Source organism: Duganella sp. GW821-FHT07G03, from assembly GCF_059418605.1.
Genome location: NZ_JBWKQE010000004.1, coordinates 91182 through 112974, shown reverse-complemented (window position 1 = coordinate 112974; position 21793 = coordinate 91182). Strand labels below are relative to the sequence as shown.

Below are 21793 nucleotides of genomic sequence, written 5' to 3'. Positions count from 1 at the left end.
GATGGCCAGGATCGTTTGCGCGGCGCCGCCGCTGTTTGGCCACATGACGCCGCTGGTGGCGCTGGCCGATGGCTTGCGGGCGCGCGGCCATGAGGTGCTGGTGATCGACTATTTTGCGCGGCCGTTCCGGCTGCCCGAGGGACTGCGGCGGGCGGCGCTGCCCTCGACGGCCATCGAGCAGACGCTGGGCGGCGCCGTCGGCGGCAATCTGGTGGGCGACGCGCTGGACGCCTTGCAGGCATTCTGCCTGGCCGTCTTTGCGGACACGCTGCGCCTGTGCCAGGCGTTTGCGCCCGAGCTGCTGGTGTTCGATCAACTGCTGCCGCTGGCGCCGCTCCTGAGCCGGCAGCTTGGCTGTCCGTATCTGTACACGATCAGCTCGCCATTGGAATTCTTGCCGAAAGACGCTGCGGCGGCCTGCGTCAGCAAGGGGATGGCGGATGCCTTCAATAAGCTGTTCGCCGGGCTGGGCGCGACCTTGGCGAGCGCTTTGCTGGGCGGTGCGGACACGGTGAGCCCGCCGCTACACTACCTGTGCTTTGCGACGCCGGGATTTTGCGCGCCTGCCGGCGGCGGGGGCACCACCGGCCAGGTGCCGGTTTCCTTCATCGGCCCCGCCTTTTTGCCGCGCGAGCCGGACGCGGCCGACCGGACGCTGGCGACACGCATCGCCGCCTTCAAGGGGCGGAAGCTGTTCGTTTCGCTGGGCTCGGTGCTGGCTGGCATGGAACACAACCGCGCAGCGGCGCTCAAAATCTTCCGCAACATCGTGCTGTCCCACGACGAGGCCGATTGCCTGCTGCTGTTTTCCGCGCCCGACGCTCTGTTGGCCGAGGCGCTGGCCGGCCTGGAATGCCGGGCGACCATACTGAGCCGGCCGTTCGTCCATCAGTTCTATCTGATGGGGCTGTTCGACCTGGTGTTTGCCCACGGCGGCTACAACACCGTCGCCGAAGCCCTGTATCACGGGGTGCCGGTGATCGCCTTGCCCTTTGTGTTCGACCAGACCTGGATTGCGCAGCGGCTGGAGGCGCTGGGGGCCGGGACGCGGATCTCGCGCAGCCGCCATACGCCGCACATGCTGCGCGAGCACGCCGATCGCCTGCTGGGCGCGGTGGAGGTGCGCTCCGCGCTGGCCGCCTTGCAGGGCGACGTCCGGCATTGCGACGGCGCCGTGCGTGGCGCGGACGTGATCGACACGGTGCTCGCTTCGCTTGAAAAAAGCGCTTGACCTTCCCATCGTGGGATACTTGATGCTGTTGTCATCAAGTCGTCCATAGGGTTAGCCATGTCCACTTCCGCTGTTCCCGTTGCGCTGTCGTTCAACATCGAGGGCATGAGCTGCGCCTCGTGCGTCGGCCGCGTCGAACGCGTGCTGGCCGCCGTGCCGGGCGTGGACAAGGTCAGCGTCAACCTGGCCACCGAATCGGCGCGGGTGGAGTCGTCGCAGCCGCTCGATTTCGCGCTGCTGGCGCAAGCGGTCGACCAGGCCGGCTACCACGCCACGCCGGAACGCACGCCGTCGTCTCCCGCGCCCGCAGCGCCGGCGGCTACGCTGGCCCATCCGGGCGGCGGTCGCGCGGTGCTGCTGGCGGCCGTGCTGTCGCTGCCCCTGCTGTTGCCGATGCTGCTGGAACTGGCCGGCGTGCACTGGATGCTGGACGGCCGCGTGCAGCTGCTGCTGGCGACGCCGGTGCAGTTCTGGCTCGGCGCCCGATTCTATCGCGCCGGCTGGCTGGCGCTGCGCGCCCGCAGCGGCAATATGGACCTGCTGGTGGCGCTGGGCACCAGCGCCGCGTATGGCCTGAGCGTCTACCAGCTGCTGGCGTCGACCTCCGCCATGCCGCATCTGTATTTTGAAGCGTCGGCCGTGGTGATCACCCTGATCTTGCTGGGCAAATGGCTGGAGGCGCGCGCCAAGCGCCAGACCACGTCGGCCATCCGCGCCTTGCAGGTGCTGCGGCCCGAAGCTGCGCGGGTGCGGCGCGGCGCGCAGGATGTCGAAGTGCCGATCGCCGAGGTGCGTCCGGGCGAGCTGGTGGTGGTGCGGCCGGGCGAGCGGGTGGCGGCGGACGGTGTGGTGGTGGAGGGCGCCAGCCATGTCGACGAAGCGCTCATCACCGGCGAAAGCCTGCCCGTGGCGCGCCACGCCGGCGACCATGTGACGGGCGGCGCCATCAACGGCGAAGGCCTGCTGCTGGTGCGGGTGACGGCGGTGGGCGCCGAGAGCACGCTGGCGCGCATCATCCGCCTGGTGGAGGATGCGCAGGCGGCCAAGGCGCCGGTGCAGCATCTGGTGGACCGCGTCAGCGCGGTGTTCGTGCCGGTGGTGCTGGTGCTGGCGCTGGCGACCTTCGCCGGTTGGTGGCTGGCGAGCGGCGATGCCGAGCGGGCCATCATCAATGCGGTGGCGGTGATGGTGATCGCCTGTCCCTGCGCGCTGGGACTGGCGACGCCGGCCGCGATCATGGCCGGCACCGGCGTGGCGGCGCGTTATGGAATCCTGATCAAGGATGCGGAAGCGCTGGAGCTGGCGCACCGCATCACCACCGTGGCGTTCGACAAGACCGGCACGCTCACCGAGGGCAAGCCGTCGCTGGCGGCGCTGGAGCCGGTTGGCGTCGATGAAGGAAGGCTGCTGCAACTGGCCGCCGCCATCCAGCGCGGCAGCGAGCATGCGCTGGCACGCGCAGTCACCGATGCCGCCGCCGCGCGCGTCGCCACAGCCACCGCTGCGCCAACCGCCACCGGCGTTACCGCCTTGCCCGGCCGCGGCGTGGCGGCCATGGTCGACGGCGCACGCCTGATCCTGGGCAGCACGCGGCTGATGCAGGAGGAGGGCGTCGCACTCGACGCGTTGAGCGTCCGCGCCGCGGAACTGGAACGGCAAGGCCTGACGATATCCTGGCTGGCCGCTACAAACGCGCCGCAGCCGCCGCAGCTATTGGGCCTGCTGGCCTTCGGCGACCGCGTCAAACCGCAAGCCCGCGCCGCGCTCGAAGCGCTGCATGCGATGCACATCCAGACCATCCTGCTCACCGGCGACAACCAGGGCAGCGCCGACGCCGTCGGCAAGGAACTGGGCATAGGCCGCATCATCGCCAACATGCTCCCCGCCGACAAGGCGGCCGCCGTCGCCGGCCTGAAGACCGGCGACGCCTGCATCGCCATGGTCGGCGACGGCATCAACGACGCGCCCGCGCTGGCCGCCGCCGATGTCGGCATCGCCATGTCGAGCGGCACCGACGTCGCCATGCACGCCGCCGGCATCACGCTGATGCGCGGCGATCCGGCGCTGGTGGCCGCCGCCATCTCGATCTCGCGCCGCAGCTACAGCAAGATACGCCAGAACCTGTTCTGGGCCTTCATCTACAACCTGGTCGGCATACCGCTGGCCGCCTTCGGCCTGCTCAACCCCATGGTTGCCGGCGCCGCGATGGCGCTCAGCTCCGTCAGCGTGATCAGCAACGCCTTGCTGCTGCGCCGCTGGAAGCCGGACCATCAGAAAGGACCAGCATGAACATCGGACAAGCGGCAGCGGCCAGCGGCGTCTCGGCCAAGATGATCCGCTACTACGAAAGCATCGCCCTGATCCCGCCGGGCAAGCGCAGCGAGGCCGGCTACCGCATCTACGGCGACAGCGACCTGCACGCGCTGCGCTTCGTCAAGCGCGGGCGGTCGCTGGGATTTTCGCTGGACCAGATCCGCGAGCTGCTGTCGCTGTGGCAGAACAAGGAGCGCGCCAGCGCCGACGTCAAGATCATCGCCATGGGCCACGTGGCGGAGCTGAACCAGCGCATCGCCGAGCTGACCGAAATGCGCGACACCCTGCAAACACTGGCCGGATGCTGCCACGGCGACCATCGCCCCGACTGTCCTATTCTCCAATCGCTGGCCAACTAAAGTATAATCGCCCGGTTTTGGTGCCCGCGCGTCTGTCCAGACGCGCAGTTAAACGGGAAACATGGAGCTGGCCACGCCAGCCAACATGTGCTGCCCCCGCAACGGTAAACAAGCGTCGTCGTTGACGACAAATCCGCCTCTTCAAACCACTGTGCAGTCGCATGGGAAGGTCAGGCGGTGTCGCTTGCCAGCCCGGATACCGGCCAGGACAGGTGGAAATGCCCAGGCATTTCTTTTCAATCCGCTCACGGGGAAGTGAGCGGCTTGCATCTGTTGCGATCTACATCTATGCATCGATTTTGCGCGCCACGGCCTTGCCGACTGGCGGCCGTGCCTTGCGCACGCGCCGTCCAGGTACACCTGCGCCTGCGCCCCGATTTTTCCTCTCTGCCTACAGGACCCGCCTATGTTTAACCTGCCCGCCGACGCGGCCGTGCACTCCATCGAGACACTGCTGTATTCCATTTCCACCATCCTGTACCTGCCCGTGCTGCTGGGGATCGCGGCGCTAGTGCTGCATATGCTGGTGTGCTTCGGCACCTTCGGCGCCGAATGGCTGGAACGCCGCCGCGGCGTACGTGTGCTGGTCGCCACCGCCAAGCAGGAGATGGCCGCCGTGCTGACCGCGCAGGAAGGCGAGCCAGGACTGGACGCCCGCCTTGAACGACTGGTGCAGCGCGCCGACGTCAATGGCGTGCGCCGCCTGGACGGGGTACGCTTCGTGGTGCGCGTCGGCCCGGCGCTGGGGCTGATGGGTACCCTGATCCCGATGGGCATCTCGCTGGCCGGCCTGGCGCAGGGCAACCTGCCGAAGATGGCCGAGTCGATGACCACCGCCTTTACCGCCACCGTGGTCGGCCTGGCGTGCAGCGTCAGCGCCTATGTCCTGAGCCTGGTGCGCGAGCACTGGCTGCGCAGCGACCTGACCGAGATCGCCTACGCGGCCGAATCCCACCTCGCGGCGCAAGACCACAAGCCGCACCTGGTGCGCGCGGGAGCCTGAGATGCGCTATATGAACCGCCACCGCTACAGCCGCATCGGCGAGCATAACGAAGACCCGCTGGCCGGCGTCGCCAACCTGTTCGACGCCAGCATCGTCTTCATCGTCGCCATGATGCTGGCGCTGTTCTCGGCCTGGAACATGATGGACCTGCTGGACCCGAACTCCGAAGTCACCATCGCCAAGAAAAGCGCCGACGGCCATGTCGAGGTGCTGACCAAGAAGGGCGCCGAAATCAAGGTGAGCAAAGTGAGCGACAAGCCGCTGTCGGGTTCCGGCAAACGCCTGGGCACCGCGTATCAACTGCCGGATGGGAAGGTCGTGTATGTACCTGAATAAAAAATTGTGGGCGCTGCTGCTGTTGCTGGCGTCCTTGTGCGTCGGCGGTTATGTGCACTCGGCGCAGGCGCCGCGCACCTTGGCGCTGATGCTGGGCGATATCGAATCGCGCCCGGCGGTGCTGGCGGTGCGCGGCCTGCAGGCCGAGTTGAAAGAGCTGAACGTCGCCGTGCGCATCATCCCCGCCAACGGCATGACGCCGGCCGACCGCGCGGCCCTGACCAGCGCCGACGTGGCGATCGTCAATACCAAGGGCCGCCAGGCCATGGTGGCGCTGGGCGCCGAACTGCAGGCCTTGCAGAAGGCGCGCCGTCCTGTGTTCGCGGTCGGCGGCGCCATCGACGACAGCCTGCGCGAGCAGGGTGTGCGCGACGATAAAACCATACAGTCCTACCACAGCGAAGGCGGCGTGGAGAACATGGGCAACCTGCTGCGCTACATCCTGCGCAACCACTTCGGTGCCAGGCTGTCCGTCGCGCCGGTGCATGCGATGCCGGAAGTGGGCCTGTACGACGTGGCGGCCAACCGCACGTCCGGCAGCTACGAGCAGTACCTGCAAGGCTACGCCAGCTACAAGCCCGGCGCGCCATGGATCGCGGTGCCGTTCTATCGCGCCAGCCTGGTGGCGGGACAAACGCTGCCGCTGGCCGCCATCGTCGCGCGCCTTGAGGCCAGCGGCTACAACGTGCTGCCAGTGTTCGGCTATCCCTACGACGTGCCGCTGCGCTTCCTGCTGGACGAAAACGGCAAGAGCCGCGTCGAGCTGATTGTCGCATTGGGCATGAAGGTGGGCGGCACCGCCAACACCGGCGCGCTGCTGGACAAGATCGGCGTCCCGGCGATCAATGCCATCACCCTGAGCCAGCAGTCGTTGGCGCAGTGGCAGGAATCGAAGATCGGCCTCGATATCATCGAACGCACCTGGCAGCTGGCCGGCGCCGAAGTGGCAGGCCTGATCCAGCCGACCGTGGTCGCCAGCCGTGAACGCATCAGCGATGCGCAGACCGGCCTGGCCTACGTCGAAGAGACGCCGATCCCCGAGCGCATCGAACGCTTGAATGAGCGCGTCGCCAGTTGGATGGCCTTGCGTCTCAAAGCCAACGGCGACAAGCGCATTGCCATGCTGTACTTTAACTATCCGCACGGTTCCGAGACCATCGGCGCGGCCTACCTGAACGTGCTGCCGGAGAGCCTGTGGCAGATCGTCCAGCGCCTGAAGCAGGAAGGCTACCAGACCGGGAACGCGCTGCCGCCATCGCAGCAAGAGCTGCAAGGCGAGATCCAGCAGTGGGGCAACTACCCCGGCAAATCCAAGGGCGATTACATGGCGGGCCTGAAGCATCTGGCCGAAAGCGGCCAGGCGCTGCTGGTGCCGTTGGCCGACTACCAGAAGTGGTTCGCCACGCTGGCGCAGCCGCTGCGCGCGTCGATCGAAAAATCCTGGGGCAAGCCGGAGAACGCGCCGGTCCTGTGGCGTAACGCCAAGGGCGAGCCGTTCTTCGTCTATCCGGCGCGCCGCTTCGGCAATGTGCTGATGGCGCCGCAGCCCGGCCGCGCCTGGGAGCAGAACCTGGAGAAGCTGCACAATGAAGTCAGCATGCCGCCGTCGCACGAATACATCGCGTTCTATCTGTGGCTGCAAAAAGGCTTCCAGGCCAACGCCGTCATGCACATCGGTACGCACGGCACGCAGGAATGGCTGACCGGTAAAGAAGCCGGCCTGTCCGCAAGCGATCCGACCGAGGCGCTGATCGGCGCCATGCCCAACATCTATCCCTATGTGATGGACGACGTGGGCGAGGGCATACAGGCCAAGCACCGTGGCATGGCCGTCATCATCGACCACATGACGCCACCGTTCGACGTGGCCGGCCTGAATCCCGACCTGCGCGAACTGGGCGCGCTGCTGAACGACTACCGCGTGGCCGAGCAAAAAAGCCCGCTGCTGGCGCGCAGCCACCTGACGGCGATCAACCGCCTGGCGGCCAAGAGCGGCGTGTTGAAGGACATGAAAAAGACCGAACTCAAAACCGAAGCCGACATGGAAGGCCTGGAGGAATACCTGGACGATACCGGTAGCAAGCTGACGCCGTTCGGCCTGCACACCTTCGGCGTGGCGCCGAAGCCGGAGCTGCGCAATGCCACCGCGCGCGCCGTGGTCAGCCTCGACACCACGTCGACGGCGGAACAGAAAACCAAGCGTATCGCCCAGCTGGAAAACGACATCGAACGCAGCGCCGGGCTGGAACTGGAGCGCTTGATGCAGGCGCTGTCCGGCCGCTACATCCCGACCGGCGCCAGCGCCGACCTGGTACGCAATCCCGATGCACTGCCGACCGGCCGCAATTTCTTCGGCCTCGATCCGTCGCGCATCCCGAGCAAGACCACCTATGAAGCCGGCTACAAACTGGCGCAGCAGCTGGCGGAGGACTATCGCAAGCGCCACGGCGTCTGGCCGGACAAGTTGAGCATGAACCTGTGGGGCGTCGAAACCTCGCGCCACGAGGGCATCATGGAAGCGCAGGCGATGGCGTTGATGGGCGTGCGTCCGACCTGGGACGAGCGTGGCCGCGTGACCGGCGTGGAAGCGCTGACGCGCAAGCAGCTGGGCCGCCCGCGCGTGGACGTGACGCTGATCTCGTCCGGCCTGTTCCGCGACCTGTTCGGCAACCTGCTGACGCTGATGGACCAGGCGGCGCAGCTGGCGCAGAAGCAGGACGACAACGCTCCCGGCGAAGACGGCAACGTGATGCAGGCGCACAGCCGCAGGACCGTCGCCGCCTTGCAGGCCAGCGGCATCGGCGCCGAGGAGGCGCAGCGCATGGCGTCCGTGCGCATCTTCGGCCTGCCGAGCGGCGCCTACGGCACGCAGATCGAGAAGCTGATCCCGCTGACCAACGCCTGGCAGAACGAGAAGGAAGTGGCGGACGTCTTCATCAACCGCATGAGCCATCCGTTCGGCGCCGGCTACTGGGGCGACGACAAGGCCGATCCCGGCCAGCGCCGCGAGTTGTTCAGGCAGGCCATCAGCGGCAGCAAGATCGCGCTGCACAGCCGCTCCAGCAACCTGTTCGCGACGTTGGACAACGACGACTTCTTCCAGTACCTGGGCGGCACCGCGATGGCGATCCGCAGCGTGGACGGCAAGACGCCGGAGGTGATGGTCAGCGACCTGTCCAACCCGCGCAAGCCGGGCCACAAGACGCTGGAGCAGTACATGGGCCAGGAGATGCAGGCCCGCTACCTGAATCCGCGCTGGGCCGACAGCATGCTGAAGGAAGGCTATTCCGGCGCGCGCTACATCAACCGTGTGGTCGACTACCTGTGGGCCTGGCAGGTCACCGTGCCGGAAGTGGTGGACGGCGGCAAATGGCAGCGCATGTACGACACCTATGTGGAAGACCGCCACGGCCTGAAGGTGCGCGAGCGCTTCGCCAGCAGCGGCAACCTGCGCGCCTTCCAGGCCATCACCGACCGCATGCTGAGCGCGATCGAACGCGGTTACTGGAAGCCGAGCGACGCGGTGCGCGAAAAGCTGGTGCAGCAAAACGCGCAGGCGATCAAGGATGCCGGCGTGTCGTGCAGCGCCGATTCGTGCAGCAAGGCGACGATGAAAATCGCGCCGCAGTTCAGCGGCCAGTTCGTGCCCAACGTGGGCACCAACGCGGCGGTCGCGCGCGGTGCTGCGGCTGCCGGCCGTGCCGGCGGATCTGCATCATCGGCGCCAGCCGCGCAACCTCCGGCGCCAACGGCCACGCAGCAGCAGACCGACGCCGCCATGCAGAACGCGGTGGCGGACTTGCAGGCGTTGCAGGCCAAGGCACAGGAGCTGCCGCCGCCCACGCCCACGCCCGCGCACGCGAAGAACAAACCGGCCGAGCCGGCGCCGAAGGCCAAGGCAGATGCCGCCGACGCCAAGGTCAATGGCTTTGAAATGCAAACGCTGGCCAACCTGACGCCGGTGCAGAAGACCGTCGGCACGCTGGCGCTGCTGGCGCTGGCCGCCGCGCTGATCGGCGTCGGCTACGTCGGCCGCCGGAATAAATTGAGTAAATTGAAGGGGTACTTATGATCGTCAAATCCATCGTCGCGCTGGTGGCGGGCCTGCCGCTTGCATCGCATGCCGACGAGCAGGCCGCAGCCGCTGCGACCACCATGGCTGCGGTGGAAGTGCGTGGCCACTACGACAACGGCGTCGGCACCTCCAGCGCCGCCAGCCAGGGCTCGGTGACGGCGGCGCTGATCGCCAACCGTCCGGCGCTGCGTCCCGGCGAGCTGCTGGAGTTCGTGCCCGGCGTGATCGTCACGCAGCACAGCGGCGACGGCAAGGCCAATCAGTACTTCCTGCGCGGCTTCAACCTCGATCACGGCACCGACTTCGCCACCTTCATCGACGGCATGCCGGTCAATATGCGCACCCACGCGCACGGCCAGGGCTACACCGACCTGAATTTCCTGATGCCGGAGCTGGTGGACCGCATCAACTACAAAAAGGGCCCGTACTACGCGGACGAAGGCGACTTCGCCTCCGCCGGCGCGGCGCACCTGGGGCTGGCGAACAAGCTGAAGGAAAACACCGCCAGCGCGACGGTGGGCGGGCACCAGTACTACCGCGCCAACCTGACCGGTTCGACGCCGCTGGGCGAGGGCAACCTGGTCTACGGCGCGGAGCTGGGCCACAACAACGGTCCGTGGGTCAGCCCGGAAGCCTTCCACAAAAGCCTGGGCGTGCTGCGCTACAGCCAGGGCGGCGGCGACAAGCAGTTCAGCGTCACCGGCATGTTCTACCGGGGCGCCTGGTACGCCAGCAACCAGATCCCGCTGCGCGCGGTGCGGAGCGGCGAGATCAGTCCCTACGGCGCCATCGACACCAGCGACGGCGGCATCACCTCGCGTTACAGCCTGTCCGCCACACTGCGCCAGCGCACCAGCGACACGCTGTTGCAGGCCAATGCCTACGTGGTGCAATCGAGCCTGGACCTGTACAACGACTTTACCTACTTCCTCAATGATCCGGTCGACGGCGACCAGTCGCGCCAGACCGAGAAGCGCCGCATGGCGGGCTTCGACGTGGCGCAAACCTGGTTCGGAAAATGGGGCGGACTGGAAGTGAACAACAAGGTGGGCCTGCAAGGGCGTTACGATTACCTGTCGCCGCTGGCGCTGTACAGCACCGTCAAGCGCCAGATCACCGGCACCATTACGCAGTCGAAGGTCAAGGAGGCGAATGCGTCGGTCTACTTCGAGAACACGGTGCAGTGGCGCGAGTGGCTGCGCACCACGGCCGGTCTGCGCTACGACCGTTACCGCTTCGATGTCAGCAGCAATATCGCCGAGAATACCGGCAAGGTAGGCGAGGGCATGACGTCGCCGAAGATGTCTGTGGTGCTGGGTCCATGGGCCAAGACGGAATTCTTCATCAACTACGGCGAGGGCTTCCACAGCAACGACGCGCGCGGCACCACCGTGCACCTGACGCCGAAGGAACGCGAGCCGATCGACCCAGTCACGCCGCTGGTCAAGACGCGCGGCGCGGAACTGGGCATGCGTACCGAGATCGTGCCCGGCTTGCAAAGTTCGATGGCCTTGTGGAAGCTGCGTTCGGCGTCCGAGCTGGTGTTCTCCGGCGACGCCGGCGATACGGCGGCCAGCCGTGGCAGCTATCGTTCGGGCATCGAGTGGAACAACCACTACATCGCCACGCCATGGCTGTTGTTCGACCTGGACCTGGCCTACTCGCGCGCTCACTACACCGAGCATGACGATGTGGGCGACTACATTCCGGGCGCGATCGGCAAGGTGGCGTCGTTCGGCGCCACCATCACCGATATCGGTCCGTGGTCCGGCGCGTTCCAGATGCGTTACTTTGGTCCGCGTCCGCTGATCGAGGATAACAGCCAGCGTTCGGCGACGACGGCGATTGCGTATGCGCGGGTGGGCTACAAGATCGACCGGCGCTGGGCGGTGTCGTTGGATGCCTTCAATCTGTTCGACCGCAAGTCCAGCGATGTGGACTACTACTACCCCTCGCGCTTGCAGGGCGAGCCGGCCGAAGGCGTCAACGACATCCACTACCATCCGGTGGAGCCGCGCACCTTGCGCCTGACGTTGAAGGCTATGTTCTGACGAACATCCAGATGGTCAGCACGGCGCCGACGATCACGACGAAGCCGCGCATGACCTTTTCCGGCAGGCGGTGAACCAGCCATCCGCCGCACAAGCCGCCGGCGATGCCGCCCGCGCACAACGCCAGCGCGGCCGGCCAGCTGATCAAGCTGGAGGTGGCGAAGATCAGCGTGGCGGCGGCGTTCATCGCCATCGCCAGCACGTTCTTGGTGGCGGCGGCGGTGCGCACCTGCTGGCCGGCGATGGTCAGCGCGGCCAGCATCAGGAAGCCGATGCCGCCACCGAAGTAGCCGCCGTAGACGGCGATGCAGCTTTGCACCAGCACCAGCGTCCAGCGCGGCATGCTGCCGGCGGCGTGCAGCGGTTTCTTGCGGAAGCTGCCCCACGCGAACACGCTGGTGGCGAACAGCACCAGCCACGGCACCAGCCGCGCGAAGAACGACGGCGGCGTATTCAATAGCAGGATGGCGCCGAAGATGCCGCCGATGGCGCTGATGATCAGCATCTGCTTGAACGTCAGCGGTCCGACATCGCCTGCCAGATTGCGGCCGGCGTAGGCGGAGGTGATCTGGCTGGGGAATAGCGCGATGGTGGACGTCATGTTGGCGGCCAGCGGATTCAGGCCGGCCAGCAGCAGCGCGGGGAAGGTGATGAACGAGCCGCCTCCGGCCAGTGCATTCTGCACGCCGGCCATGAGACCGGCGGCGGCGACCATCAGGACGATGTGGATTTCAAGTGGCGGGACAGGCGGCATGGGGGCTCGAAAGTGTTCGGGTAAACGATTAATTATAACCGTGTACTGAATATCGTTCCTGGCGCTGTACGGATGTTGTTAATGCTACTATCTTGGCATGACAACACCCTATCAACTCTATTACTGGGACGGCCTGCAAGGCCGCGGCGAATTCGTGCGGCTGGTGCTGGAGGAAGCGGCGGCGCCGTATGTGGACGTGGCGCGGCACAAGCAGGGCATGCCGGCGCTGCTGTCCTGCCTTGATGGTGAACAGGTCGAGCATCCATCGTTCGCGCCGCCGGTGCTGCGCGCGGGCGAGCTGCTGATCGGGCAGACGGCCAACATCCTGATGTACCTCGGCCCCCGCCACGGCTTGGCGCCGCGCGCGGAGGCGGGGCGGCTGTGGGCCAACCAGCTGCAACTGACCATCGCCGACATGGTCAACGAGGTGCACGATACCCATCATCCGATCGCGGTCAGCAAATACTACGAAGAACAGAAGAAGGAAGCGAAGGCGCGCACCAAAGGCTTCCGCGAGGAGCGCATACCGAAGTTCCTCGATTACTTCGAGGGGGTAGTGGCGCGCAATCCGGGACGGGGCGGTTATGCGGTCGGCTCGAAGCTGACGTATGTGGACCTGTCGCTGTTCCAGCTGGTGGAGGGCTTGCGCTATGCGTTCCCGAAGACGATGGCGCGGCTGGAGCCGTCGTATCCGGCGCTGGTCGCCTTGCGCGACAAGGTGGCGCTGCGGCCCAACATCGCGGCCTACCTCAAGTCCAAGCGGCGGATAGCGTTCAATGAGGACGGCATCTTCCGCCGCTATCCGGAGCTGGACAAATAATCAGGCCGCGCTGGTGACGGGATAGCCCGCATCGGCGATGGCTGATTTCAACGGCGCCAGCAGGCTGGCGCTGTCTATCCTGACGGTCTTGCTGGCCAGGTCGATCTGCACTTTTGCGGCCGCATCGACCGCCTGCACCGCCTTGGTCACCGCGCCCACGCAATGGCCGCAGCTCATGTTTTCCACTTGCAGCTGATACATCGTCGTACTCCTCAAACTGTTTCGATGATCATACTGTAGCCCTTCCCGTCGTGGGAAGGTCAAGGATTACTTCGTCGTAGGGAAAGATCACGCGCTCTTCCCCGCAGGATTCAAGAACACCGGCCAGTACTAGCGCACGGATATCGGCTTCTACTTCATCCGCATCACGCCCCACGCGCCTTGCTGTTTCGCTGGCGGTCGCCGCCCCCGCGCCACAAAGTATCCTGACAATACTCCGACGATTTGGCGTCAGGACTTCATCCATCAATTCCTGTGTGACAAACGCCATTCTGGCCGACGTTTGCGGTACGCCTGCGTCCCATGCTTGAGAAAAATCTTCCAGGCAGTCCTCCAACGATCTGACTTCAAAGATAACCGTTTTCATGGTTCCACCTCGCAATATCCAGGTAAAAATCCTTTTTCAACTGCCCCAGCGTAGTGAATTTGTATGGTGTTTCTGTGGAGCCGAAATGGCGGTGGTCGCCTTTGGTTACTTCGTTGTCAAAGCGAACCACGCATTTGCTACCTACCACATATGCCAGTCGATATTTATAGGAGTGGAAGGTATTTGCTTGCCCGGAGCCGGGCAAGCTCCAAATGGCCAGTTCTGCGAATGCGGATGGCGACAGGTGGACGCGGTTTTTTAGAATTAGGGTTGCCTTCTTCGCGCCCATGGTGCCCCCGTAAATTGGGATTGTCAATTGAGCTAAACAGTAGCGCAATGTAGACAATTCGTATGAACTTTGATCAGCTATTCCGATCGCATGTCCAAGGGAGCGATATTTTTTTTGGGGGGGGCGCCTCAATCCTCGGGCGGATCGTTCAGTTTGGCCAGGTCCAGGCTGACCAGCGCCCAGATGCCGCCGGCGTAGTCCGGCTCGCGGGAGAGGAATTCCACTTCGGAGGGTTTGATTTCAAACGCCTTGCCCTGCTCGACCAGTTGGCCGACGTGGCCGTAGATGGCCTTGGTGGCGTTGCTCATGGCCTTGTCCACCGTGTCGCCGGTGGTGACGCAGCCGGGGATGTCCGGCACGGTGACACCGTACTTGGTGTTGCCTTTTTTTCGGATCAGGATAGGGATGTCCATGGTCTTACCTCGGGTGTGGTCCGAAAGTCTGGCGAAATCAATGACTTGCAGTGTCTAGTGTCATACAGGTTGCTGCCGGTTTCAAGCACTTTCGTGGCTGACGCCGCCATTATTGTGCAATGCATTAAAGATTGACATCAGAATCCGCCTACGATACTATTTAAATAATTCTTAAGAACATCTTAAGTTACTATAATGCAATTGTCCTTCCGGCCCCTCACCCCTGTGCCAGGCTTGCATTTCGCTTCGATCATCTCCACCTCTAGACAGGGATACGCATGAAATCCATCAAATTCGCCGCAGTTGCACTCGCTTTGGCCGCCTTTGGCAGCTCCAACGCCGCCGTCATCACTTTCCAGACCGGCAGCTCCAGCGCCGGCCCGCTGGCCACCGCGCAGGACTACAGTTCGGTGGTTGACGCGGCAGTCTTCGGCGGCCACTCGACCGTCCTCAGCAGCTACGACAACGTGTCCAATAATGGGCTGTTCGGCGCCGGCACGACCAATATCGCCTTCAAGTCGACCATCGATTTCGGCCTGAGCGCCGCCGGCACCTATTCGTTCCGCGCCGGCGTCGACTTCGGCCGCGGCGGCGCCGTGTTCCTGGACGGCCAGGCCGTCGCGTTGAACACCAATGACATGTGGTGGAACTACAGTTACAGCACCACCAATGGCTCGTTCCTGATCAACAACCAGGCCCTGTCGGCTGGCAACCACACGCTGACCATCTACGGCCTGGAAGGCTGCTGCGATGGCGGCCAGCAGGTGCAATACGCTGCCGCCAACGGCAATTTCCAGAGCTTCAGCGCCACCACGCTGGCCCCGGTGCCGGAACCTGAAACCTATGCCATGCTGCTGGGCGGCCTGGCCCTGGTAGGCGGCTACGCCCGTCGCCGCAACAACAAAGCCTGATAGAAAAAAGAAGCCCCGCCGGCATTGCTGCGGGCGGGGCTAACAGGTACGAGTTTATTCTACTACAGTTACAACACCTCGCTGGCGTGGTCGGCCAGGCGCGAGCGTTCGCCGCGCGCCAGGGTCACGTGACCGCTGTGCGACCAGCCCTTGAAGCGATCCACCACATACGTCAGGCCGCTCGAGCCTTCGGTCAGGTAAGGCGTGTCGATCTGCGCGATATTGCCCAGGCAAAGAATCTTGGTGCCCGGACCGGCACGCGTGACCAGGGTCTTGACCTGCTTGGGCGTCAAGTTCTGCGCTTCGTCAATGATCAGGAACTTGTTGACGAAGGTGCGGCCGCGCATGAAGTTGAGCGACTTGATCTTGATGCGCGAGCGGATCAGGTCTTGCGTCGCCGCGCGGCCCCATTCGCCACCGTCCGAATCGGACTTGTTGAGCACCTCGAGGTTGTCGTCGAAGGCGCCCATCCATGGCGACATCTTCTCTTCCTCGGTGCCCGGCAGGAAACCGATGTCTTCACCGACCGGCACCGTCACGCGGGTGACGATGATTTCGTTGTAGAGCTTGGTTTCCAGCACTTGCGCCAGGCCTGCGGCCAGGGCCAGCAGGGTCTTGCCGGTACCGGCCTGGCCCAGCAGGGTGACGAAGTCGCATTCCGGATTCATCAGCAAGTTCAAGGCGAAGTTCTGCTCGCGGTTGCGGGCGGTGACACCCCACACATTGTTCTTGTTGTGGCTGAAGTCGCGCAAGGTCTGCAGCACGGCGGTCTTGCCGTTGATCTGCTTGACCTGGCCGTAGAACGGCGTTTCGCCATTCTTAGGCTCGAGGAAGATGAACTGGTTGACCAGCAGCGAAGGCACGAACGGACCGGTGACGCGATAGAACGTCGCGCTCTGGCCGTTCTTGTTTTCCTGCCACGATTCCAGGTCCTTGCCGTGCTTGGTCCAGAAATCGTCCGGCAGCTGGACGATGCCCGAGTACAGCAGGTCGGTGTCTTCCAGCACGTGGTCGTTGAAGTAGTCCTCGGCCGGCAGGCCCAGCGCGCGCGCCTTGATGCGCATGTTGATGTCCTTCGACACCAGCACCACAGGGCGGCCTTCCTGTTCCGCTTCCAGCGAGCGGACCACGGACAGGATCTGGTTGTCGGCTTTACCAACCGGCAGTCCGACCGGCAGGTCTGCCGTTTGCAGGCGCGTCTGGAAGTACAGGCGGCCCTTGGCGTCCTTGTTGCCCAGCTTGGATAGCGGGATGCCGTTCTCGATGGCGTCGTCGTCGGTGTTGGAGACCAGCGCGTCCAAAGTGCGCGACACCTGGCGGGCATTGCGCGCCACCTCGGTCATGCCCTTCTTGTGGTTGTCCAGCTCTTCCAGCGTCATCATCGGCAGGTAGACGTCGTGCTCTTCAAAGCGGAACAGCGACGATGGATCGTGCATCAGCACGTTGGTGTCGAGCACGAACAGCTTGGTGGTGCCGGTCTGGTCGGCGTGACGGCTGGTCGACGACTTGATCGCCACTTCATGCGGCTTGTGCTTGGCCGGGTGCGGCGCCTCGGCGGTGATCGGCGTGACCTTGCCGCGTGCGGCAGGTACGGGCTTGGCCTTGGCGGCCGGCTTGGCCACGGCTGGCGCGATGCCGGCGGCGGCGTTCTTCAGTACGGCAGGCGCGGCCTTCAGTACGGCGGCCACGGCTTTGGACTTGGTGCTGGTTTTAGGGGTTTCTACTTTGGCTTTTGCTACAGGCACTGCTTTGACAGGCGCCGCTTTCTTCGGCGCGGGCGCGACTTCAGCCACCGCTGCTATAGCGGGAACTGGACGCGGCCCTGTCGCTTTTGGATAATCTTTCGCCAGAAGTAAAGTCGCTGGCTTACTAGGTAATTTTGGCAGTGGCATCAGGATCTCATTTGAAGAATATCTGGAGGAATCCGCCCATAGGCGCAGCGCGCTTCCTGGTGTGGGAAGCGTTGGGACCGGATGGGGTGGATGCTGGGTAAAACAGGTTTAAAGACTGCCGACGGGCGCTCATCATGCCCGGAGAAAGTACCGCGTGGTGGCCGGCTGGCCACCATGTAGGGTGGAGGTGTGAAATACAGTGATGACTCAAAATGACTGGATACGCTTGGTTCGGTTGAGCAACTCTGGAAGCTGCAACACGCATCCTGTAACTAAGCCTGACGCGCTACAAATTCCAGCACTTCATCGACGTGACCCGCTACCTTCACGCCTCTCCATTCTTTCACCAATTGACCATGAGCGTCAATCACAAACGTACTACGTTCGATGCCGCGCACCGTCTTGCCGTACATTTGCTTCATCTTCATGACGCCAAACTGCAGGCAAACCGCTTCGTCGGGGTCGGAAATCAGTTCGAAGGGCAGGCCCAGCTTGGTTTTGAAGCTTTCGTGCGAGCGCAGGCTATCGCGGCTGACGCCATAGATTTCGGCGCCGGCGGCCTGGAATTGCTCGTACAGGTCGCGGAAAGCCATGTTTTCGGTGGTGCAGCCGGGAGTGTTGTCCTTGGGGTAGAAGAACAGCACGGTATGGCGCGCCGGGCGGCCCGACAGCTGGAAGGTCTGGCCGCTGGTCATGGCGGCGGAGAAATCGGTTACAACGGTAGGGCTATCAGCCACAGGCAGTCTCCTGAACGGTAGGCATTAAGAACGGGCGGCGCCCTGTACGATCAGCTGTCCGGAACGACCCGGCAGCTCGCCCCAGGTGATCGGGCAAACCGGCAGGGTCTGATGCCGGACCTTCTGATGGTAATCGGCCATCGACGCCAGTTGGTAACCCTGCGCCTTCCATCCGGCCAACAACTGCTCGAATATGGGGGCGAGTTTTTGCCCTTCAAGCTCGGAATGCAAAGTATATACGTGGTCGCGGGTGGCGCCGGCCGTCAGCTTGAGCAGGAAGGCGGCGATGTTGCCGGTGCCGATGGTGACGCCGTCGATCTCGCGGCCCAGCAGCTCATCCAAGGTCGGCAGCGTGGTCGGTAGCTGGATGTGGGACAGCACCTTGTCGCCGTCGGACAGGCGGTGCGGACCGTCGGCCGGATTGGCCAAGGTGCCGTTCTCGTTGAGCACGCAGCGGCCGTCGGATGCGTAGGCGTAGCCGGCGGTGTCGTGCTCGGCGAAGGCGGCGTTGTTCATCTGCCAGCCGGCCGCGCCGTGGGTGCGCGGCGCGCTGCCGAACACCTGCGTGTAGCGGGCGGCGGCCTTGCGCATCATGTTGGTGGACCAGGCGCCGTCGCGCTTGGCGACGTTGTCCTGCCACAGCACGTGGTCCCAGGTGTGGATGCCGCATTCGAAGCCGGCGTCGCGCACGGAGTGCATCTGCCCGGCGCATTCCCTGCCGATGTCCGGACCCGGCAGCAGGGTGCCGTACATCAGCGTCTTGATGCCGTAATGCTCGACCACGGAAGTGCGCGAGACTTTGCTGAAGAAGCCCGGACGCAGTGCGCGGCGCAGCGCCCAGCCGGTGTGGTCCGGTCCCAGCGAAAACAGGAAGGTGGCCTGGGCGTTGTGCGCCTTGAGCATGGTCACCAGGTGCATGGTGCCTTCACGGGTGCCGCGGTAGGTGTCGACGTCTATCTTCAACACCATCAACGGCGCTTGCGGTTGCAAAGTCTCGGTCAAATCTTAGTCCATCAGTTTTTGTGCTTCGGCCACCTGGCCACGGTAGGCGTCGAAGATTTTCTTCAGCGCGTCAGCCATGGTGGTGGTCGGTTGCCAGTTCAGCTCTTCGCAGGTGTTGGTGATCTTCGGCACGCGGTTCTGCACGTCCTGGTAGCCGGTGCCGTAGTAGGCGCCCGACGTGGTCTCGACGATCTTGACCTTGGCGGCGCCTTCGGCGTACTCCGGGTACTGCGGCGCCAGCGCCAGCATCATGGTGGCCAGTTCGCGGATCGAGTAGTTGTTGACCGGGTTGCCGATGTTGTAGATCTTGCCCGAAGCGGCGCCATCCTTGTTGTCGATGATCTTCATCAGCGCGTCGATGCCGTCGTCGATGTCGGTGAACGCGCGTTTCTGCGCGCCGCCGTCGACCAGCGAGATGTTCTCGCCGCGCACGATGTGGCCGAAGAACTGCGTCACCACGCGCGACGAGCCTTCTTTCGGCGTGTGGATGGAATCGAGGCCGGCGCCGATCCAGTTGAACGGACGGAACAGCGTGAAGTTCAGGCCTTCCATGCCGTAGCCCCAGATCACGCGGTCCATCAGCTGCTTGGCGTTGGAATAGATCCAGCGCGGCTTGTTGATCGGGCCGCAGACCAGTTCCGAATTCTCGGGATCGAACTCGGCGTCGTGGCACATGCCATACACTTCCGAGGTCGACGGGAACACCAGGTGCTTGCCGTACTTGGCGGCCGAGCGCACGATGGGCAGGTTGGCCTCGAAGTCCAGTTCGAACACGCGCAGCGGCGCCTTGACGTAGGTCGACGGCGTGGCGATGGCCACCAGCGGCAGGATCACGTCGCATTTCTTGACGTGGTACTCGACCCATTCCTTGTTGATGGTGATGTCGCCTTCGAAGAAGTGCATGCGCGACTTGTAGGCCTCGTTCTCCAGCACGTCGGTGATGCGGTCGGTGCTCATGTCCATGCCGTAGACATGCCAGTCGGTCGTTTCCAGGATGCGTTTCGACAGGTGATGGCCGATGAAGCCGTTGACGCCGAGGATGAGGACTTTTTTCATGTGATAGTTACCCAGGTAATGTTCATTGTCCGCCGGCGGACAGGTCCGCCAGGCGGGATTGCAACTGCTCAGCCGTTACGGGTTCGCCGTCGGCCGTCAAGGCGGAAATCGTCAGCATGCGGCCATCGCCGCACACGCCAAAGATGCAATTATCCACTACTGTCAAGCCCGGTGGCAAACTTAGCGATACAACATTGCCGAAATTGCCAGACAATCGCGCCCGTTGCAGCACGTATCGTACACCGCCGATATCGGTGAAGGCGCCGGGGTAGGGCGGGGCCACGGCACGGTGCAGATTGTACACATCCTGCGCCGGCAGCAGCCAGTTGATGCGGCCGTCCTCGGGCTTGCGGCCGCCGAAATAGCCGCCCTTGGCCAGGTCGTTCTTCAGGCGCGGCGCCGTGCCGTCCAGCAGCGACGGCAGCACGCGCCACAGCGCCTGCTCGGCCGCCACGGTGACCTTGCCGAACACCTCGAAGGCGGTGTCGTCCGGCAGCACCGGCACTTCCATCTGCGCCACGATGGCGCCGGCGTCCGGCTTGACGGTCATCTCGTGCAGCGTGGCGCCGGTGACGGTGGCGCCGTGCAGCACCGCCCAGTTGACCGGCGCGCGGCCGCGGAACTCCGGCAGCAGCGAGCCGTGCATATTGAACGCGGGGGCCACCGCCAGCAGCTCGGCCGGCAGCATGTTGCGGTAGTAGAAGCTGAACATCAGGTCGGGCTTGATCGCCTTGACCTGCTCCAGCAGCTCGGGCGACTTGGCGTCGGCCGGCGTGATGTAGGGGATGCCTTCGGCCTGGCACAGCGAAATCACCGATTCGAACCAGATGTTTTCGTTGGCGCTGTCCTCGTGCGTGACCACCAGCGCGACATCGACGCCGCCGGCCAGCAGCACCTTCAGGCAGCGCACGCCGACGTTGTGGTAGCCGAAGACGACGGCGCGTTGCGGTTTGTTGAAATCAGTCATGGCCTCGGCCTACGGTACGTTTTTCCACACCGGCCGGCACGTCGAGCGACTGGCCGGGTTTTTGTTCCAGTATCGTTTGTACCACGTAGCGCGGGCGCGCGCGCACTTGCTGGAAGATGCGGCCGACGTATTCGCCCAGCAGGCCGATGCCGAACAGGATGGTGCCCATGAAGAAGAAGGCGATCGCGAACAGCGTGAACAGGCCTTCCGCTTCCGCGCCCAGGAACAGGCGGCGCACCAGCAGCACGAACACCAGCAGGCCCGAGGCCAGCGACAGCAGGATGCCGAACATCGAGAAGAATTGCAGCGGCACCAGCGAGAAGCCGGTGACCAGGTCGAAATTCAGGCGGATCAGGCTGTACAAGGAGTACTTCGATTCGCCGGCCGCGCGTTCCTCGTGCTCGACGATGATCTCGGTCGGCTTGCGGGAGAAGCGGTAGGCCAGCGCCGGCACGAAGGTGTTGACCTCGCCGCACTGGTTGACCAGGTCGATCACATTGCGGCCGTAGGCGCGCAGCATATTGCCCTGGTCGGTGATCTTGATGTTGGTGATCTTCTCGCGCAGCTGGTTCATGGCCTTGGAGGCGTAGGTGCGCCAGGCCGAATCCTGGCGCTTGCGGCGGATCGAGCCGACGTAGTCGTAGCCTTCGCGGATCTTGGCCACCAGGTTGCCGATTTCCTCGGGCGGGTTCTGCAGGTCGGCGTCGAGCGTGATCATGATGTCGCCGCGCGAGGCTTCGAAGCCCGCCAGGATCGCCATGTGCTGGCCGTAGTTACCATTGAACAGCACCACGCGGGTGACGTCGGGACGCAGGCGGAACTGCTCGGCCAGGATGGAGACCGAGTTGTCGCGGCTGCCGTCGTTGACGAACACGATCTCGTAGGTCGTGCCGAGCTTGTCGAGCGCCGGATACAGGCGGTCGAACAAGGACTGCAGGCCGGCCTGCTCGTTGTAGATGGGGATGACGACGGTAATTTCAGGTTTCATCAACGACAC

General features: G+C 64.2%; 20 protein-coding genes and 1 riboswitch. Of the genes, 9 read left to right on the top strand and 11 right to left on the bottom strand.

What is annotated here, in order from left to right; genetic code table 11:
- Position 1 precedes the first annotated feature (1 nt).
- The 7 genes from AC07OK_RS07720 (at position 2) to AC07OK_RS07690 (ending at position 11369) form a co-directional block, all read left to right on the top strand.
- A complete protein-coding gene (locus AC07OK_RS07720; RefSeq protein ID WP_494689761.1) occupies positions 2-1231 on the top strand; it encodes a glycosyltransferase in 1230 nt (409 codons plus the stop codon).
- A 57-nt stretch (positions 1232-1288) separates the two neighbouring features.
- Complete coding sequence (locus AC07OK_RS07715) at positions 1289-3520, top strand: heavy metal translocating P-type ATPase (protein WP_494689760.1); 2232 nt, start codon at positions 1289-1291, stop codon at positions 3518-3520.
- The gene (gene cueR, locus AC07OK_RS07710) at positions 3517-3903 is read left to right on the top strand and encodes a Cu(I)-responsive transcriptional regulator (protein WP_494689759.1); all 387 of its coding nucleotides are present in this window, start codon (positions 3517-3519) and stop codon (positions 3901-3903) included. The genes AC07OK_RS07715 and cueR overlap by 4 nt, the downstream gene beginning before the upstream one ends.
- 1 nt (position 3904) lies before the next feature.
- Positions 3905-4125: riboswitch (cobalamin riboswitch) on the top strand.
- Positions 4126-4309: 184 nt separating this feature from the next.
- The gene (locus tag AC07OK_RS07705; protein WP_217941810.1) at positions 4310-4906 is read left to right on the top strand and encodes a MotA/TolQ/ExbB proton channel family protein; all 597 of its coding nucleotides are present in this window, start codon (positions 4310-4312) and stop codon (positions 4904-4906) included.
- A 1-nt stretch (position 4907) separates the two neighbouring features.
- On the top strand, positions 4908-5243 hold the full coding sequence (locus AC07OK_RS07700) for a DUF2149 domain-containing protein (protein ID WP_116990142.1): 336 nt from the start codon (positions 4908-4910) through the stop codon (positions 5241-5243).
- Positions 5230-9315, top strand: a complete 4086-nt coding sequence (locus tag AC07OK_RS07695; RefSeq protein WP_494689758.1) for a cobaltochelatase subunit CobN — start codon at positions 5230-5232, stop codon at positions 9313-9315. The genes AC07OK_RS07700 and AC07OK_RS07695 overlap by 14 nt, the downstream gene beginning before the upstream one ends.
- Positions 9312-11369, top strand: a complete 2058-nt coding sequence (locus tag AC07OK_RS07690; protein WP_494689757.1) for a TonB-dependent receptor — start codon at positions 9312-9314, stop codon at positions 11367-11369. The genes AC07OK_RS07695 and AC07OK_RS07690 overlap by 4 nt, the downstream gene beginning before the upstream one ends.
- Here AC07OK_RS07690 and AC07OK_RS07685 read toward each other — a convergent pair.
- Positions 11359-12123: a sulfite exporter TauE/SafE family protein gene (locus AC07OK_RS07685; RefSeq protein WP_494689756.1), complete on the bottom strand. Its 765-nt coding sequence runs from the start codon at positions 12121-12123 to the stop codon at positions 11359-11361. The genes AC07OK_RS07690 and AC07OK_RS07685 overlap by 11 nt on opposite strands.
- A 97-nt stretch (positions 12124-12220) precedes the next feature.
- Between AC07OK_RS07685 and AC07OK_RS07680 the strand changes: the two genes are divergently transcribed.
- Positions 12221-12943 carry a glutathione S-transferase gene (locus tag AC07OK_RS07680; protein ID WP_494689755.1) on the top strand — a complete coding sequence of 241 codons (723 nt, stop codon included), beginning with the start codon at positions 12221-12223 and terminating at the stop codon, positions 12941-12943.
- On the opposite strand, the gene AC07OK_RS07675 is transcribed toward AC07OK_RS07680, so the two are convergent.
- The 4 genes from AC07OK_RS07675 to AC07OK_RS07660 form a co-directional block, all read right to left on the bottom strand.
- Positions 12944-13144: a heavy-metal-associated domain-containing protein gene (locus AC07OK_RS07675; protein ID WP_217941804.1), complete on the bottom strand. Its 201-nt coding sequence runs from the start codon at positions 13142-13144 to the stop codon at positions 12944-12946.
- A 28-nt stretch (positions 13145-13172) separates the two neighbouring features.
- Positions 13173-13529 (bottom strand): HVO_A0114 family putative DNA-binding protein, encoded by a 357-nt coding sequence (locus AC07OK_RS07670; RefSeq protein ID WP_494689754.1) that lies wholly within the window; start codon positions 13527-13529, stop codon positions 13173-13175.
- The gene (locus AC07OK_RS07665; RefSeq protein ID WP_494689753.1) at positions 13510-13818 is read right to left on the bottom strand and encodes a toxin-antitoxin system TumE family protein; all 309 of its coding nucleotides are present in this window, start codon (positions 13816-13818) and stop codon (positions 13510-13512) included. The genes AC07OK_RS07670 and AC07OK_RS07665 overlap by 20 nt, the downstream gene beginning before the upstream one ends.
- Positions 13819-13946: 128 nt before the next feature.
- A complete protein-coding gene (locus AC07OK_RS07660; RefSeq protein WP_494689752.1) occupies positions 13947-14231 on the bottom strand; it encodes a type II toxin-antitoxin system HicB family antitoxin in 285 nt (94 codons plus the stop codon).
- Positions 14232-14509: 278 nt separating this feature from the next.
- Between AC07OK_RS07660 and AC07OK_RS07655 the strand changes: the two genes are divergently transcribed.
- On the top strand, positions 14510-15142 hold the full coding sequence (locus tag AC07OK_RS07655) for a CCXG family PEP-CTERM protein (protein WP_494689751.1): 633 nt from the start codon (positions 14510-14512) through the stop codon (positions 15140-15142).
- Positions 15143-15210: 68 nt separating this feature from the next.
- Here AC07OK_RS07655 and AC07OK_RS07650 read toward each other — a convergent pair whose 3' ends face one another.
- The 6 genes from AC07OK_RS07650 to AC07OK_RS07625 all read right to left on the bottom strand — a co-directional run bounded on the left by AC07OK_RS07650 (position 15211) and on the right by AC07OK_RS07625 (position 21784).
- The gene (locus tag AC07OK_RS07650) at positions 15211-17034 is read right to left on the bottom strand and encodes a PhoH family protein (protein ID WP_494689750.1); all 1824 of its coding nucleotides are present in this window, start codon (positions 17032-17034) and stop codon (positions 15211-15213) included.
- Between the two features lie 272 nt (positions 17035-17306).
- Positions 17307-17771, bottom strand: coding sequence for a peroxiredoxin (locus AC07OK_RS07645; RefSeq protein ID WP_494689749.1), 465 nt, complete (start codon positions 17769-17771; stop codon positions 17307-17309).
- 24 nt (positions 17772-17795) lie between these two features.
- Entirely contained in the window at positions 17796-18740 is a 945-nt protein-coding gene (locus AC07OK_RS07640) for a polysaccharide deacetylase family protein (RefSeq protein WP_494689923.1), read from the bottom strand.
- A gap of 36 nt (positions 18741-18776) precedes the next feature.
- Entirely contained in the window at positions 18777-19829 is a 1053-nt protein-coding gene (locus AC07OK_RS07635; protein WP_494689748.1) for a bifunctional UDP-4-keto-pentose/UDP-xylose synthase, read from the bottom strand.
- Between the two features lie 22 nt (positions 19830-19851).
- A complete protein-coding gene (locus AC07OK_RS07630) occupies positions 19852-20796 on the bottom strand; it encodes a formyltransferase (protein ID WP_494689747.1) in 945 nt (314 codons plus the stop codon).
- Positions 20789-21784 (bottom strand): glycosyltransferase, encoded by a 996-nt coding sequence (locus AC07OK_RS07625; protein ID WP_332853745.1) that lies wholly within the window; start codon positions 21782-21784, stop codon positions 20789-20791. Before AC07OK_RS07625 ends, AC07OK_RS07630 begins: the two co-directional genes overlap by 8 nt.
- Positions 21785-21793 lie beyond the last annotated feature (9 nt).

Coding starts and splice junctions, on each gene's coding strand:
- AC07OK_RS07720 (WP_494689761.1), top strand. CDS start 2: ATGGCCAGGATCGTTTGCGCGGCGCCGCCGCTGTTTGGCCACATGACG.
- AC07OK_RS07715 (WP_494689760.1), top strand. CDS start 1,289: ATGTCCACTTCCGCTGTTCCCGTTGCGCTGTCGTTCAACATCGAGGGC.
- cueR (WP_494689759.1), top strand. CDS start 3,517: ATGAACATCGGACAAGCGGCAGCGGCCAGCGGCGTCTCGGCCAAGATG.
- AC07OK_RS07705 (WP_217941810.1), top strand. CDS start 4,310: ATGTTTAACCTGCCCGCCGACGCGGCCGTGCACTCCATCGAGACACTG.
- AC07OK_RS07700 (WP_116990142.1), top strand. CDS start 4,908: ATGCGCTATATGAACCGCCACCGCTACAGCCGCATCGGCGAGCATAAC.
- AC07OK_RS07695 (WP_494689758.1), top strand. CDS start 5,230: ATGTACCTGAATAAAAAATTGTGGGCGCTGCTGCTGTTGCTGGCGTCC.
- AC07OK_RS07690 (WP_494689757.1), top strand. CDS start 9,312: ATGATCGTCAAATCCATCGTCGCGCTGGTGGCGGGCCTGCCGCTTGCA.
- AC07OK_RS07685 (WP_494689756.1), bottom strand. CDS start 12,123: ATGCCGCCTGTCCCGCCACTTGAAATCCACATCGTCCTGATGGTCGCC.
- AC07OK_RS07680 (WP_494689755.1), top strand. CDS start 12,221: ATGACAACACCCTATCAACTCTATTACTGGGACGGCCTGCAAGGCCGC.
- AC07OK_RS07675 (WP_217941804.1), bottom strand. CDS start 13,144: ATGTATCAGCTGCAAGTGGAAAACATGAGCTGCGGCCATTGCGTGGGC.
- AC07OK_RS07670 (WP_494689754.1), bottom strand. CDS start 13,529: ATGAAAACGGTTATCTTTGAAGTCAGATCGTTGGAGGACTGCCTGGAA.
- AC07OK_RS07665 (WP_494689753.1), bottom strand. CDS start 13,818: ATGGGCGCGAAGAAGGCAACCCTAATTCTAAAAAACCGCGTCCACCTG.
- AC07OK_RS07660 (WP_494689752.1), bottom strand. CDS start 14,231: ATGGACATCCCTATCCTGATCCGAAAAAAAGGCAACACCAAGTACGGT.
- AC07OK_RS07655 (WP_494689751.1), top strand. CDS start 14,510: ATGAAATCCATCAAATTCGCCGCAGTTGCACTCGCTTTGGCCGCCTTT.
- AC07OK_RS07650 (WP_494689750.1), bottom strand. CDS start 17,034: ATGCCACTGCCAAAATTACCTAGTAAGCCAGCGACTTTACTTCTGGCG.
- AC07OK_RS07640 (WP_494689923.1), bottom strand. CDS start 18,740: ATGGTGTTGAAGATAGACGTCGACACCTACCGCGGCACCCGTGAAGGC.
- AC07OK_RS07635 (WP_494689748.1), bottom strand. CDS start 19,829: ATGAAAAAAGTCCTCATCCTCGGCGTCAACGGCTTCATCGGCCATCAC.
- AC07OK_RS07630 (WP_494689747.1), bottom strand. CDS start 20,796: ATGACTGATTTCAACAAACCGCAACGCGCCGTCGTCTTCGGCTACCAC.
- AC07OK_RS07625 (WP_332853745.1), bottom strand. CDS start 21,784: ATGAAACCTGAAATTACCGTCGTCATCCCCATCTACAACGAGCAGGCC.